The sequence below is a fragment of the Aliiroseovarius marinus genome (genome assembly GCF_004360145.1).
In the GTDB taxonomy this organism is placed as follows: domain Bacteria; phylum Pseudomonadota; class Alphaproteobacteria; order Rhodobacterales; family Rhodobacteraceae; genus Aliiroseovarius; species Aliiroseovarius marinus.
In genome coordinates this window covers 255,928-269,589 of the sequence record NZ_SAIT01000003.1, presented here as the reverse complement: position 1 = coordinate 269,589, position 13,662 = coordinate 255,928, and the positions used below count along the sequence as shown (strand labels likewise).

Annotated in this window: 17 protein-coding genes; 11 read left to right on the top strand and 6 right to left on the bottom strand. The window is 59.9% G+C overall.

What is annotated here, in order from left to right:
- Positions 1 to 2: 2 nt before the first annotated feature.
- Complete coding sequence (locus tag EOL43_RS11035; protein WP_133488499.1) at positions 3 to 2,162, bottom strand: tetratricopeptide repeat-containing sulfotransferase family protein; 2,160 nt, start codon at positions 2,160 to 2,162, stop codon at positions 3 to 5.
- Between the two features lie 301 nt (positions 2,163 to 2,463).
- Between EOL43_RS11035 and EOL43_RS11030 the strand changes: the two genes are divergently transcribed.
- The 7 genes from EOL43_RS11030 (at position 2,464) to EOL43_RS11000 (ending at position 8,207) form a co-directional block, all read left to right on the top strand.
- Entirely contained in the window at positions 2,464 to 3,111 is a 648-nt protein-coding gene (locus EOL43_RS11030; RefSeq protein WP_133488860.1) for a 50S ribosomal protein L21, read from the top strand.
- Between the two features lie 21 nt (positions 3,112 to 3,132).
- Positions 3,133 to 3,402: a 50S ribosomal protein L27 gene (rpmA, locus tag EOL43_RS11025; protein WP_133488497.1), complete on the top strand. Its 270-nt coding sequence runs from the start codon at positions 3,133 to 3,135 to the stop codon at positions 3,400 to 3,402.
- 199 nt (positions 3,403 to 3,601) lie between these two features.
- Positions 3,602 to 4,141 (top strand): GNAT family N-acetyltransferase, encoded by a 540-nt coding sequence (locus tag EOL43_RS11020; protein WP_133488495.1) that lies wholly within the window; start codon positions 3,602 to 3,604, stop codon positions 4,139 to 4,141.
- A gap of 9 nt (positions 4,142 to 4,150) precedes the next feature.
- Entirely contained in the window at positions 4,151 to 4,705 is a 555-nt protein-coding gene (locus EOL43_RS11015; protein ID WP_133488492.1) for a GNAT family N-acetyltransferase, read from the top strand.
- A gap of 85 nt (positions 4,706 to 4,790) precedes the next feature.
- Entirely contained in the window at positions 4,791 to 5,825 is a 1,035-nt protein-coding gene (gene obgE / locus EOL43_RS11010) for a GTPase ObgE (RefSeq protein WP_133488490.1), read from the top strand.
- Positions 5,813 to 6,919 carry a glutamate 5-kinase gene (gene proB, locus EOL43_RS11005; protein WP_133488488.1) on the top strand — a complete coding sequence of 369 codons (1,107 nt, stop codon included), beginning with the start codon at positions 5,813 to 5,815 and terminating at the stop codon, positions 6,917 to 6,919. The genes obgE and proB overlap by 13 nt, the downstream gene beginning before the upstream one ends.
- A 40-nt stretch (positions 6,920 to 6,959) precedes the next feature.
- Positions 6,960 to 8,207 carry a glutamate-5-semialdehyde dehydrogenase gene (locus tag EOL43_RS11000; RefSeq protein ID WP_133488486.1) on the top strand — a complete coding sequence of 416 codons (1,248 nt, stop codon included), beginning with the start codon at positions 6,960 to 6,962 and terminating at the stop codon, positions 8,205 to 8,207.
- A gap of 33 nt (positions 8,208 to 8,240) precedes the next feature.
- Here EOL43_RS11000 and EOL43_RS10995 read toward each other — a convergent pair whose 3' ends face one another.
- Positions 8,241 to 8,840 carry a histidine phosphotransferase family protein gene (locus EOL43_RS10995; protein WP_133488484.1) on the bottom strand — a complete coding sequence of 200 codons (600 nt, stop codon included), beginning with the start codon at positions 8,838 to 8,840 and terminating at the stop codon, positions 8,241 to 8,243.
- Between the two features lie 27 nt (positions 8,841 to 8,867).
- Between EOL43_RS10995 and EOL43_RS10990 the strand changes: the two genes are divergently transcribed.
- The 3 genes from EOL43_RS10990 (at position 8,868) to olsA (ending at position 10,736) form a co-directional block, all read left to right on the top strand.
- Complete coding sequence (locus tag EOL43_RS10990) at positions 8,868 to 9,056, top strand: DUF3553 domain-containing protein (protein ID WP_133488482.1); 189 nt, start codon at positions 8,868 to 8,870, stop codon at positions 9,054 to 9,056.
- A 73-nt stretch (positions 9,057 to 9,129) separates the two neighbouring features.
- Complete coding sequence (olsB, locus tag EOL43_RS10985) at positions 9,130 to 9,906, top strand: L-ornithine N(alpha)-acyltransferase (RefSeq protein WP_420867513.1); 777 nt, start codon at positions 9,130 to 9,132, stop codon at positions 9,904 to 9,906.
- Positions 9,903 to 10,736, top strand: a complete 834-nt coding sequence (olsA, locus tag EOL43_RS10980; protein ID WP_133488478.1) for a lyso-ornithine lipid O-acyltransferase — start codon at positions 9,903 to 9,905, stop codon at positions 10,734 to 10,736. Before olsB ends, olsA begins: the two co-directional genes overlap by 4 nt.
- Here the strand turns inward: olsA and EOL43_RS10975 are convergent.
- Positions 10,733 to 11,362, bottom strand: coding sequence for a thiamine phosphate synthase (locus EOL43_RS10975; protein ID WP_133488476.1), 630 nt, complete (start codon positions 11,360 to 11,362; stop codon positions 10,733 to 10,735). The genes olsA and EOL43_RS10975 overlap by 4 nt on opposite strands.
- 69 nt (positions 11,363 to 11,431) lie before the next feature.
- Positions 11,432 to 11,761 carry a TfoX/Sxy family protein gene (locus EOL43_RS10970; RefSeq protein ID WP_133488474.1) on the bottom strand — a complete coding sequence of 110 codons (330 nt, stop codon included), beginning with the start codon at positions 11,759 to 11,761 and terminating at the stop codon, positions 11,432 to 11,434.
- A 73-nt stretch (positions 11,762 to 11,834) separates the two neighbouring features.
- On the opposite strand from EOL43_RS10970, the gene EOL43_RS10965 reads away from it, so the two are divergent.
- Positions 11,835 to 12,584 carry an RNA methyltransferase gene (locus tag EOL43_RS10965; RefSeq protein WP_133488472.1) on the top strand — a complete coding sequence of 250 codons (750 nt, stop codon included), beginning with the start codon at positions 11,835 to 11,837 and terminating at the stop codon, positions 12,582 to 12,584.
- Here the strand turns inward: EOL43_RS10965 and EOL43_RS10960 are convergent.
- Together EOL43_RS10960 and EOL43_RS10955 are read right to left on the bottom strand one after the other, a co-directional pair.
- Positions 12,581 to 13,081 (bottom strand): disulfide bond formation protein B, encoded by a 501-nt coding sequence (locus EOL43_RS10960; RefSeq protein WP_133488470.1) that lies wholly within the window; start codon positions 13,079 to 13,081, stop codon positions 12,581 to 12,583. The two genes, EOL43_RS10965 and EOL43_RS10960, sit on opposite strands and share 4 nt — an antisense overlap.
- Positions 13,078 to 13,656: a YqaA family protein gene (locus tag EOL43_RS10955; RefSeq protein WP_133488468.1), complete on the bottom strand. Its 579-nt coding sequence runs from the start codon at positions 13,654 to 13,656 to the stop codon at positions 13,078 to 13,080. The genes EOL43_RS10960 and EOL43_RS10955 overlap by 4 nt, the downstream gene beginning before the upstream one ends.
- Between the last annotated feature and the right edge of the window lie 6 nt (positions 13,657 to 13,662).

The following is a 13,662-nucleotide window of genomic DNA, read 5'->3' as shown; positions in this document are numbered from 1 at the left end:
ATCTAGCGGTTTCCATCTTCGATCTTCGCCAGCCCATCCAACAGTTCGGTCAGGTGTTCGGCATAGGGTTCCCACTTGCCGACCGAGCTTTTGTAAAGCGGTTGGCGGACCTGCGCGACGGACAGGGTTTTCACATCGCGTTTGGTCTTGTGGAAGTCCAAACAAGCGTCTTCCCACTCCAGATCACAGAACTCCAGAAGTTTGCGGATCTCGGTTTCTGGATCGTCGACCAGAGCCTCGTACGAGATCTCGTAAATCCGATCCGGGGCCAGTTCCCGCCAGAGGTCAAGATATTCCGTGTATAGGCGATAGGTCTGGACCAGTGCAGCCTGCGAATAGCTGTAGCGGTGCAGTCCAGGCACAAAGCGGTTCTTGAAGATCGACCATAGATTGTCCCGCGGGTCGCGCCGCAGCGCGACGATCTTGGCCTTCGGCATGGCCAGCCAGACCAAAGGCGCGATCTGATAGGTCGAGATCGTTTTGTCTGTGATGCGATCCGCGTCAGGCAGGCGAGTGTCGATGGCGTCCTGATAGGCACGGCCAAGCGCGTCGAACTGCGCGTCCGTCATATCCCCAATATGCCCGCCCGCTTGGGCGACCTTGGCGACCTGTTCAAAGCCCAGCGGGTGAAAAATGCCCAGCTCGTCCCCGCCGGTGACGGTGGAGTGGCTGGCCAAGATCTGCTCGACCAGCGTGGTGCCGGAACGGGGCAGGCCGGTGATGAAGATCGTGCTGTTCTGATCATACCCGCAGCGTCCAATACGTGCCGTGTCAAACCCCGTCAGGAATGCTTTGAAGCGATCGAAGTCGCCTTGTTCCTTGCTCATGTCATGAGGGTGCAGGCGGGTCATCACCTCGTTCGCGCGCGACAGATAGGTCCAGACGGCTTCGGCATTCTTGTGATCTTCCATCACCTTCACCAAGCCATAGCCGAGATCGACGCGGGCTTCGTCGGGCAGATCGGGGCGGTCCCATAGGGCCTTCATCTCGTCGATCAGCGGATCATCCTGTGGCAGTTTTCGCCCCTGTGCGATCATCCGATAGACCGAACCCGACCGGACGCCCCGCGCGATGGCGTCGCGCAGCACCGTTTCGGCTGCCTCAAAGTCCCCGGCTTGTTGAAGCAGGTTCGCTGCCATCGTCACGACACGCAGGTGGTTCGGATCGGTCTTAAGCGCCTTCTCGATCGCGTCGCGCGAGGCGTCCAGATTGCCCAGCAGCTTTTCGGCCATGGCCCGCAGCGCCAGCATTTCACCCGTGGGCGCGGATGTTGCGGCCAATGCGTCCAGATCTTCAAGTGTTCCAGCAGCGTCTTCCAAGGTCAGGCGTGCTTTTGCGCGGGTGAAGAGCCCGGCTGGGTTTCCGGGCGCCTTCTTTAGAAGGGCGTCCAGAACGTCCACCGCCTCGCGCGGGGCATTGATATCGGTGTAGAGCACCCCAAGATTGCCAAGGACAATCGGGTTGTCGGGAATGATCCGTCGGGCGTGTTCCAAGACCTTGCGGGCCTCGGTGCGGCGTGCGTGCTTGACAAGGAACTGCCCGTACTGCGCCAGTGCCTCGCCATAGTCGGGATCTTTGGCCAGCGCGGTTTTAAAGGCGTGTTCGGCTTTGTCAGCCTGACCCAAGGCGGCCAGCGCGACGCCGTGCACCATCGAGACAGCCTCGTTCGTACCACGGGCCAGAAGCGCGCGGGCTTGTTCCTCGGCCTCATTCGCGCGGCCTGCGTTCAGAAGGTCAGTTAGTGCGTCGATCTCGGCCTTCGTAGCGGTCTTGCTGACGCGCTTGGTGCTGGCGCCGGAGCCTTTCAATACGGTGGTCAATCTTTTCAGTTCAGCAGGCGGCAGCTTGGCCTTCTTCAACTGCTTGGCCACCATGGTGCGGGACGAAGGATCAAGGGTCAGGGCAAGATTGACATAAGCCCTCCAGACCGTGACCTCGGCCGGGGCAAGTCGCGCGGCATCGCCATATGCTTTCAGCGCGGCGTCCGTGTGGCCCAATTGTTGGTGGATCTGGCCGATCTGAAAGGGAACTTCGGCCCGACCAGGTGCCATGGTGCGCAGCTGCGCCAGCACTTTCAGCGCTTCATCCGGCTTGCCTGACCGCGCAAGAGTACCTGCTTTTTGAAACAGGGCAGGGATCTGATTTGAGTTCAAAGGCAGCATGTCGGATCCATTCAGGCTGGAACATCTTTAGGCTCTTGGCTAATATGCCCTGCACAGACCTGCAAGAGCCAGCCAAAGCGCTTGAAAATAAGCGTCCTAACGCGGCTTAAAAGTCTTGACTTTCAACCTGATCCACCCGATAAGCCGCCATTCCTGCCGGGGTTTTCCTGTGCGGGGGTTGAAAACTATGTCCAAAACGCAAGTGGCGGGCGCGCAGTTCGAGGCAATGGAAGGGATGGGCCCTTCGACAAACACCGGATAAACCCGGGGCCATAGGACGCGGATTATGAAGGAAGATCAAATGTTTGCGGTTCTGAAAACCGGCGGCAAGCAGTATAAGGTCCAGGCTGGCGACGTTCTGCGCGTTGAAAAGCTGGCGGCCGATGCTGGCGAGACAGTCCAGTTCAACGAGATTCTGATGGTCGGTTCGACTGTTGGTGCCCCCACCGTAGAAGGTGCTGGTGTACAGGCAGAAGTCATTGACCAGATCAAAGGCGAAAAAGTCATTCACTTCGTGAAGCGTCGCCGTAAGCACAGCTCGAAGCGCACCAAGGGTCACCGTCAGCAACTGACGCTGCTCCGCGTGACTGACATCCTGGAAAAGGGTGCCGACAAGTCGGGCGTGAAAGCTGCCATCGGTGCAGGTTCGGTTTCGGGTGCTGCTGTTGCAGCTGCTGCGAAGCCTGCCAAGAAAGCCCCGGCAAAGAAAGCAGCTCCGAAGAAAGCCGCCAAGGCAGAAGCACCCGCCGGTGCTGACGATCTGAAAAAGCTGTCGGGCGTAGGCCCCGCGCTTGAAAAGAAACTGCTGGAAGCTGGCATCACCACCTTTGCTCAGATCGCCGCTTGGGGCGAAGCTGATATCGCTGAGTTCGACGAGAAACTGTCGTTCAAAGGCCGTATCGAGCGTGAAGGCTGGGTAGAGCAGGCCAAAGAACTGGCCAAAGGCTAACAAGAGCTAAGGAGAGATAGCATGGCACATAAAAAAGCAGGCGGTTCATCCCGTAACGGCCGCGACTCAGCCGGTCGTCGCCTTGGTGTAAAGAAATATGGTGGTCAGGTTGTGATCCCGGGCAACATCATCGTGCGTCAGCGCGGTACCAAGATGTGGCCGGGTGAGAACGTGGGCATGGGCAAAGATCACACCATCTTTGCAACCAGCGAAGGCACCGTCAAATTCCACAAAGGCCTGAAAGGCCGCACCTTTATTTCGGTTCTCCCGGTGGCGGAGGCCGCAGAGTAAGCCGAAACCTAACGAGGTTGTGAAATTTCAGGGGCCGGCTGTGATAGCCGGCCCCTTTTCTTTTTGTTTTCAGTACTTACTTGCCTGTTCATCCAACGTTCATAAGAACGCCCTAAAAGCGCCGAAAACGCAGGTTATGCGTTGGTCTTCACGGGAAGAACGGGCGGTGCATTCAGTGCTTTTCAGAGGAGGGAAAGCCATGAAGCATGTAGATATCAGAACCCAGCCGATCATTCAGGCGGAGCGTTTTGTGCTGCGCCCGGTGCGGCCCTCGGATCTTGGGGCATTGGTCCTGTCTGTGTCGGACAAACGGGTGGCTGAGGCCACGCGCTCGATCCCGCATCCCTTGCCGCCCGGCGTGACCGAGGCGTTTATTGACCGCGCCATGGCCGAGGACCGGAACGAGGATGTCTGGGTTATGGACAGTCTGAACGAGGATCAGGATGACGTTCTGGGCGTGATTACGCTGAACGCGCTGGATCGCGGGCAGAGCCAGCTTGGCTATTGGGTGTCGCCGGGGTTCTGGAACTCGGGTATCGCGTCCGAGGCTGTCTGTGCGCTGATCGAGGCGAACCCCCAGGCCAATAGCACCATCTTTGCGGAAGTCTTCCAAGACAACCCGGCCTCGGCCCGTGTGCTGACACATGCAGGGTTCGAATATATTGGCGACGCGGAAAGCCATTCGGTGGCGCGCGGGGCCAATGTGCCAACCTGGACCTACATCAGGAAGATGGCGTAACACATTGCCATGGAAAAGAATATCCAGATCAGGACGGAACGGTTTGCGCTCCGCCCCCTGACGCCGGATGACGGCGATCAGGTCGTCGCGCTTCTTGACGATATTGAGGTGGCGCGCTGGCTGACGGTTGTGCCGCATCCCTATACGCGGGCGGATTTCGACGGATTTCTGAACTATCTCGCCACCACCAATCCGTTGGGTGGGCTGGCGATTGATGAGGGTGGAGAGGTTCTGGGCGTCGTCGGCCTTGACCCGACTTTGGGGTATTGGCTGGGGCGCAAGCATCACGGTCGAGGCGTCATGCGGGAAGCGGCGAGCGCTTTAATTTCGCATGTGTTTGCGACCACGGATCTGGACCAAATCGGTTCGGGCCACTTCCCCGGCAACCATGCGTCGCGCGCAGTATTGACGGGGCTGGGGTTCCGAAACACCGGGAAGATCGAAAACGCGCATTGCGTCTCGCGCGATTGCGATGAGGTGCTGATCAAGCTCAGCCTGTCGCGTGCGGATTGGGAGGCGCGCGCGCAATCGCCTGATTTCCCACTTTCGCGACCAGAAAGCTGATCCAATTGCCCTTGCTGCAGGCTCTGGACTTGAGCCTCGGCCAATTTCCCTCTATCGCCTGTGACATAACAGAAAGGCGCGCGTTATGAAGTTTCTCGATCTAGCAAAGGTCTATATCCGGTCCGGTTCGGGCGGGTCTGGCTGCGTGTCGTTCCGGCGCGAGAAATATATCGAATATGGCGGGCCGGATGGCGGCGACGGCGGGCGCGGTGGCGACGTTGTGGTCGAGGTGGTTGACGGCCTGAACACGCTGATCGACTTCCGCTATCAACAGCACTTCTTCGCGGGCAATGGCCGCCCCGGCATGGGCAAGCAACGCACCGGCGCGGATGGCGAAGACATCGTCCTGCGCGTTCCTGTGGGTACCGAGATTCTTGATGAGGACGAGGAAACCGTCATTGCTGACCTGACCGAGGTTGGCCAGCGGATTGTCATCGCCAAGGGCGGCAATGGTGGTTTCGGCAACCTGCATTTCACCAGTTCGACCAACCGTGCGCCGCGTCGCGCCAATCCCGGTCTGGCCGGTGTTGAACGCACGATCTGGCTACGTCTGAAGCTGATCGCGGATGTAGGCCTTTTGGGTCTTCCCAATGCGGGAAAATCGACCTTCCTTGCCGCGACTTCGAACGCGCGGCCGAAAATTGCGGACTATCCGTTTACCACGCTGCACCCGAACTTGGGTGTTGTCGGCGTCGACGGGGCCGAGTTTGTGGTCGCGGACATTCCGGGCCTGATTGAAGGCGCGTCCGAGGGCAGGGGGCTGGGCGATTTGTTCCTTGGTCACGTCGAACGCTGCGCGGTGCTCCTGCATCTGGTCGACGGCACTACCGAGGACGTGGTCGCCGACTGGCAGACCATCATTACCGAGATCGAAAACTATGGCGACATTCTGGGCGATAAGCCGCGCGTGACTGTCCTGAACAAGATCGACGCGCTGGATGACGATGAACGGGCCGAGAAACTGGCCGCGTTGGAAGAAGCCGTCGGTGGTCCGGTGATGTTGATGTCGGGCGTGGCCCAACAAGGTACCACGGATGTTCTGCGCGCGCTGCGCACCGAAATCTCGGAAGATCGCATTCGGCAGAAGCCGCAAGAGGAAGAAGAGACGTGGCAGCCCTAAGCACGGCAAAACGTGTCGTCGTCAAAATCGGCTCGGCACTGTTGGTGGATGCAGAAACCGGTGCGCTAAAAGCGAATTGGCTTGGCTCGCTCTGTGCGGACGTGGCCGCTCTGAAAGCGCGTGGCGCGGATGTGGTGCTGGTCTCGTCGGGCTCGATCGCACTGGGTCGGGGCGTGTTGGGACTGCCGATGGGCGCACTGTCGTTGGAACAATCTCAGGCGGCTGCGGCTGTAGGTCAGATCCGTTTGGCGCGTGCCTATGAAGAGGCTTTGGCCCCGCTGGGCGCCACCACCGCTCAGGTGCTCGTGACGCTTGAAGACAGCGCCGATCGCCGTCGCTATCTGAATTCGCGGGCGACTCTGGAAACGCTTCTGTCGCTGGGCGTGGTGCCGATCGTAAACGAAAACGACACGGTTGCGACTGACGAAATTCGCTTTGGCGACAATGACCGTCTGGCCGCGCAAGTGGCTGTGACCATTGGCGCGGACCATCTGGTGCTGCTCTCGGACGTGGATGGGTTTTATTCCGGCAACCCTAAGGACGACCTGACTGCCACGCGCTTTGACGTGATCGACCAGATCACCCCGCAGATCGAGGCGATGGCGGGTGACGCCGGCACCGGCCTGTCAAAGGGCGGGATGAAGACCAAGGTCATGGCCGCGAAGACTGCGACCGGGGCCGGGTGCGATATGACGATCACCGAAGGGTCGCGGATGAACCCGCTGAACTCTCTGATCGAAGGGGCTGCGGCGACGCTGTTCACCGCACGCACCACGCCGAAAGCCGCGCGCAAGCATTGGATCGCGTCGATGAAACCTCAGGGCGTGCTGGTGCTGGATGACGGCGCCGTGCAGGCGCTCCGATCCGGTAAGTCGTTGTTGGCTGCGGGTGTCACGGATGTCATTGGCGCCTTCATGCGGGGCGATCCCGTTGACATTCAGGGCGCGGATGGCACCCATTTGGGCGCGGGGCTGGCGGGCTATACAGCAGACGAGGCACGCGCCATCAAGGGCCAGCGCTCCGACCAGATCGAGCGCATTCTGGGTCACCCGGGCCGCGCGGCTCTGATCCATCGGGACGATATGTCCCTTTAAAGACAATAAGCTACAAGACGACCTTAATGGAGAAAGCAAGATGAGCGACGACATCAAAACCATGATGACCGACATTGGCACCCGCGCCCGCGCGGCCGCACGTGACCTTGCTTTCGCCCCAGCCGAGGCCAAGGAAAAGGCCTTGATGGCCGCGGCCGATGCCTGCTGGGCACGTCGGGATGACATTATCGCCGCCAACAAAAAAGACATGGAGTTTGGCCGGGGCAAAGGTCTGTCGGACGCGATGATGGACCGTTTGATGCTGGATGAAGACCGCATCAAAGGTATGTGCGACGGGCTGCGTGCTGTGGCCGCGCAGGATGATCCGGTGGGCGAGGTGATGGAAGAATGGGACCGTCCCACGGGCCTGAACATTCGCCGCGTGCGTACCCCGTTGGGTGTAATTGGTGTGATCTACGAAAGCCGCCCCAACGTGACCGCAGATGCGGGCGCCTTGTGCCTGAAGGCCGGGAACGCGGTGATCCTGCGGGGCGGCTCGGAAAGCTTCCACTCGGCAGGGCTGATCCATGAATGCTTGCAAGACGGACTGCGCGCCGCCGGTCTGCCCGAGGACGCCATTCAACTGATCCCGACCCGTGATCGCGCCGCAGTTAGCGAGATGCTGACGATGACCGACTATGTAGACGTGATCGTCCCGCGGGGCGGCAAAGGGCTTGTGGGGCTGGTCCAGCGCGAGGCGCGCGTGCCGGTCTTTGCCCATCTGGAAGGGATCGTGCACATCTATATCGACAAGGATGCGGATGCCGAGAAGACCCGTAAGGTCGTAATGAACGCCAAGACGCGCCGGACCGGTATCTGTGGCTCGGCCGAGTGTCTGCTGATCCACCGCGATTCACTGGGCCTGGGGCAGGCGGTGATCGACGATCTGATGGCCGCCGGGGTTGAGGTGCGCGTGAGCGATGGCCTGACCGGCAGTGTTCCCGCTACTGAAGACGACTGGGGCCACGAGTATCTGGACAGCATCATCGCCGCCAAGCTTGTCGATGACGTGGACGGCGCGATTGATCACATCAACCGCTATTCCTCGTCCCACACGGATGCGATCATGACGGAAGATGATGCGACGGCGGAGCATTTCTTCACTCGTCTGGACAGCGCGATCCTGATGCGCAATGCATCGACCCAATTTGCCGATGGCGGCGAGTTTGGCATGGGGGCCGAGATCGGGATTGCCACTGGCAAGATGCACGCGCGTGGCCCGGTGGGTTCTAAGCAGCTGACATCGTTCAAGTATTTGGTCGTCGGCGACGGCACCACGCGCGCCTAAATTAAAAGCCGCCCTCAGGGGCGGCTTTTTCGTTCAGAAGGTCAGAGCGATGCTCTGGTCAGCGATCTGGACCATAGCTGTTCGGTCTTGCCGTTGCAGCTCTGGCCGGATCAGCGCGAAATGGACATGGGCAGGCGGCACCTCGAGATCGGGTTTGGCTTCGGACAGCAGGCCCCACAGATCGGGATTGATGTTCAAACGTTCGCCTTGCGCCGACATCTGCCAGCGCTCATCAGTGCGTGTGACAGTCAGCTGACCGCCCCAGGGCATCGCACTTTCAAAGCATTGCAACGCAAGGAAAGCCAGTTTCACTTCGGTTCGGGGAAGATCGCCCGCAGGCTGCCAGTCGATCTTGATCTTGCGCCCATCGACGCCGGGGGCCAGCACAGCGCGAATTTCTTTTTCAGACAGCGATTGGCCGTCAGCCGCAGCGCCGAACGCTACGCGGAAAAAGCGGATCCGCAGGTTGGCATTGGTCACGCTCTCTGCAATCAGCGCCATTTCCGGGCTGTCGCCCATGCCGGACAGTTGCAACAGCTCTACCCCATTGCCGATTGCGCCCAAAGGGCTGATAAGGTCATGGCAGATGCGGGATCCGATCAACGCGGTCAGGTCGCGGTCTTGTTTGGTCATGTTTGAAGCCTGATAGGGAAGAATGTCATGGGATTGGGATCACTTCTTGAACCGGGAATGCTGGTGCGCCACCCCGAGAAACCCGATTGGGGGCTGGGGCAGGTGCAATCCAATATCGGTGGGCGCGTCACGGTAAACTTCGAGCACGCCGGAAAGAAGGTGATCATGATTGAACATGTTGACTTGATGCCTGTATTTACGCCTCCTGAACGCTAAGGTGCCGCGCGGATGCCCATTGCGCGTCCGGTGTCTGAGCCATATGAGCTGAACAAGGTTATCAAATGGTTAATTGCCAATGACTGCGCCCGAATTTGAACTGAGACTTGCCCAGAGTGACGCAGATCTGATCGCAGCACAACGGCTGCGTTACGATGTCTTCGTGCGCGAGCTGGGCGGGGACGGGCCTTTGGTGGACCACGAGAACGGGTTGGAACGTGATGCGTTTGATCCGTTCTATGATCATTTGATCCTGTTTGACCACGCGCGCGAAGGTTCCCCTGCGGTTGGGGTCTATCGCTTGCTGCGGGGCGAGAAACTGAACACGCCCGACGGGCCAGACCATTTTTACTCCGAGGACGAGTATGACCTCAGCATCCTGAAGAATTCGGGCCGTAAGTTGTTGGAATTAGGTCGGTCTTGCCTGCATCCGGACTATCGCGGCGGAGCTGCGATGATGCATCTATGGGGCGGATTGGCCCGCTATGTGGAAGAGCACGGGATCGAAATTCTGTTCGGCGTAGCCTCGTTCCACGGGACGGATGTTGACGCGCTGAAGGCGCCTTTGTCCCTGCTGCATCACCGTCACCTTGCGCCCGAAGCCATTCGGGTGCGCGCCCAGCCAAACGTGTATCAATCGATGGATCTGATGCCGGAAAGCGAGATCGATCGCCCGGCAGCCATGCGTGCGGTTCCGGCGCTGATCAAAGGCTATCTGCGGCTTGGCGGGTTCGTGGGAGAAGGTGCGTTTGTCGATCATGTCTTCAACACCACCGATGTCTGTCTGATCATCGATATGTCGCTGGTCAATGACCGTTCGCGCGCCATCTATGCGGGGGGCAAAACATGAATGCAACGTGGCAGGGCGGGCACGAGCCGCACGCGTTTCACCCCTCGAAATTAGAGTATCTGCGCATTGTTCGGCGCGGATTGCCGCTTGGCATTCTGGTTTTCGGCGGGTTGATCTTGCTGCTGCTGGTACGACTGTTCGAGCGACCGATTTTTGGCACGCAGAGGCCCATCACGCCGCACATCACACAGTTTGTCTGCCGCAACGCCTTTAGGATCCTTGGGATACACTTCGCAACAAACGGAACACCGATGAAGCAAAAAGGTGCTGTGGTCGCCAATCACGCGGGATGGCTGGATATCTTTTCGCTCAATGCCCGCAAACGGGTGTATTTCGTGTCGAAATCCGAGGTCGCGGGCTGGCCGGGCATTGGCTGGCTGGCGCGCGCGACGGGGACGGTGTTCATCAACCGCGACCGGAAAGAGGCGCAATCCCAGATCGAGGTCTTCCGCACCCGTCTAATGGCCGGGCACAAGCTGCTCTTTTTCCCGGAAGGCACATCCTCGGACAGCCAGCGGGTTCTGCCCTTCAAGTCAACGCTCTTCGCCGCCTTCTTCACGCCGGATTTGCGGGATTTCATGTGGGTGCAGCCCGTCACGATCCGATATTTCGCCCCGGAAGGACATGATCCGCGGTTCTATGGGTGGTGGGGTGACATGGAGTTTGGCCCGCATTTGCTCCAGACCTTGGCTGTGAGGCGCCAAGGGCGGGTCGAGCTAGTCTATCACGCGCCAGTTAAGGTCTCGGACTTCAAGGGTCGAAAAGAACTGGCCGCCCATTGCGAGGCGGCCATTCGGGAAGGTCTTGGCGATCTGAACGTCGAACGTTAACCGTCCATTGCCGCCAGCAGGCGACCCAACGTGGCCGCGGGATCCTCGGTGCGCCAAATTTCCTCGCCAATGGCGAAGAAGTCGGTGACGGGGGTGAGGGCGCGGATCGTGTCTTCGTCCAGCGCGCCTTCGGCGACCACGGGCACCTCGATCATCTGGCTCCACCATGCAAACAGATCATGTTCCGCGCGGGTACCATCGCCAAGGGGCGTCGATCCGGCCGGGCCAAAGCTGACGTAATCCGCGCCAACTTCGCCTGCGTTCATGCCGTCATGGCGCGAGGCGGCACAATAGGCGCCCACAATGGCGTCGGCACCCAAATCATCGCGGGTTTTGCGAACGCGGCGTGCGCCGTCGCCCAGATGCACACCGTCCAGCCCCAGACGCTCGACCAGCAGCGCGTGTTCTGCGATCACGATCGGGACATCGCGGGCATGGGCGACTTCGCGGCAGGCATCGGCGGCGCGCATGATGCGGTCTTCATCCGTGGTGGCCAGCGACAGGCGCAGGCAGGCGGTGTCATAGGTATCCAGCACTTTGGCCAGTTCGGTCGGGAAACGCGACAGCTCGATCTCGGGCGGGGTCACCAGATACAGCTGGGGGCGGTCCTGTTCAGTGTCGGCCATCTGCGCGATCCTTCTTCTTCTTTCTGACAGGCTTCATAGCCGGGTTTGTCGCTATTGCAAGCGTAGGCGTTACTTTGCGGGCAGAGAGGACACGAAATCCACGGCCAGACGCAGTAATTCCGCGCGGGTGTCGTCATCTGCCATCGCCTCTTCACCGGCATCAATGAACCCGCCCATCGGACGTCCTGTGAAATCCATCTTGCGCGCGCCGGGCAAGACGAGTGCTGCTGCCTCGTGTTCTTTTCCGACCCGGTACATGGCGCCGTCTTTATGCACGCCACACAGCATGTTGCCGTTCAGCATGAAGGCAATGCCGCCGAACATTTTCTTTTCCACCAGATCGGGCCGTTCGCCTAGATCGTCTTTCAGGATTTCATAAAGACCGCTGTCATAAGCCATGGGAAAGCTCCTGCTTGCCGAATGATCCTGCTCAGCGTATCACGCGCCCGAGCAAATGAAAGAGACTGCCGCAATGGATACCCCCGAGACCCAACTGGGACCTCAGCCTGAAATCGTTCTGGTCCGCCCTCAGATGGGGGAAAACATTGGTGCCGCCGCGCGCGCAATGCTGAATTTCGGGTTGGAGCGGATGCGGATCATCAACCCGCGCGACGGGTGGCCGAACCAATCCGCCGTGGCGATGGCCTCGGGCGCGGGGCGTGTTCTGGATGCGGCGAGTGTTTATGACACGCTGGCCGAGGGGATTGGCGATTGCGATTATGTCTATGCGACGACCGCGCGGTCACGTGATCTGGCCAAACCGGTGCTGAGCCCCGAGCGCGCGATGGAAGAAGCCCGTCAGATGCGTCTGCAGGGCAAGAAAGTGGCCGTGCTGTTCGGTCCGGAACGCACAGGGCTGGAAAATGACGAGGTCGCGCGGGCGAATGCCCTGATCTCGGTCCCGGTAAACCCGGAATTTGCCTCGTTGAACCTCGCGCAATGTGTGCTGCTGACCGCCTATGAATATCGCCGCCAGACCCATGAGACCGCGCATCACGTGATGGAATGGGCCAGCAGCGAACCGGCCAGTGCGATCGAGGTCGAGAAACTGGCCGAGCACTATGAAAAACGCTTGGACGAAGCCGGGTATTTCTATCCCGAGACCAAGGCCGAGGTGATGAAGATTACCCAGCGCAATATGTGGAGCCGCCTGAACCTCAGCCGTCTGGACGTGCAGATGTTCCACGGCATCCTGCGTCAGCTTCTGCGCAACAAGGACTAGTCTGCGCGGCGGGCTGCTACGATCCACAACGCCATGAAGACCAGCGAGCCAATGGCGTTGAAGTTGGCCATGGTGATGTCCAATGCCTCGATCGGGATCATGTCGGACAGGCGCCACGGGATCTCGTCGCAGCGGATCAGGGGGGCGGCTTGGATCTGCGCCAGCAGGTCGTCGACCGACAGGTTGCCCACACCTCCGCCTGTGCAGGACGACGGACCCTCCCACAACTTCCGCTCAACACCCGAGTGGTAGATGCCAAGGCCAGCGGACACGGCCATGGTCAACGCGCCCACCCAGCGCAGAAGGCGCATCTTGGTGGCCAGTGCGGCACCGCCCAGTGCAATCGCAATCGCATGGGGCCAGCGCTGCCACAGACACATTTTACAGGGCGCATACCCCAAGGACTGAAAGACAAATGCGCCGGCCAAGATGCTGGCCGAGGCCAGAGCGGCCGCGATGATAAGAGTTTTGGTCGGGAGGCGATCAAGCAAGTTCATAGGAATTTCACCACATAGAATCCGCCGACAAGAAGCAGGCAGAATAGAGTGAACATCAGGCCCAGCCTGCGTTCGATGAAGTCACGGATCGGGGCGCCGAATTTCCACAGCAAAGCTGCCACGATGAAGAACCGAAGCCCGCGGGCGATTAAGCTGGCCACCATGAAGACGCCGAAGTTCAGCCCGGTTGCCCCTGACAGAATGGTGATCACCTTGTAAGGGAAGGGGGTGACGCCCGCGATCAGGACAGCCCAGGCGCCCCATTCGTTATAGCGCGTCGCAAACTCGTCGAAATAGGCGTCCTTGCCGTAGAATTCCAACACGGGGCGCCCGACGGTTTCGAACATGCCCCAGCCGATGTAATAGCCGAACATACCACCCAGAACCGAGGCGACCAGAGCAACACCTGCGATCACAAAGGCACGCGAGGGGCGGGCGATAATCATGGGAATCATCAGGACATCCGGCGGGATCGGAAAGACCGAGCTTTCCAGAAAGGCGACCACGGCCAGCGCCCAAAGCGCGTGCGGCGTGTTGGCCAGCCCCATTGTCCAGTCATAAAGCCGTTTAATCATGCTCGT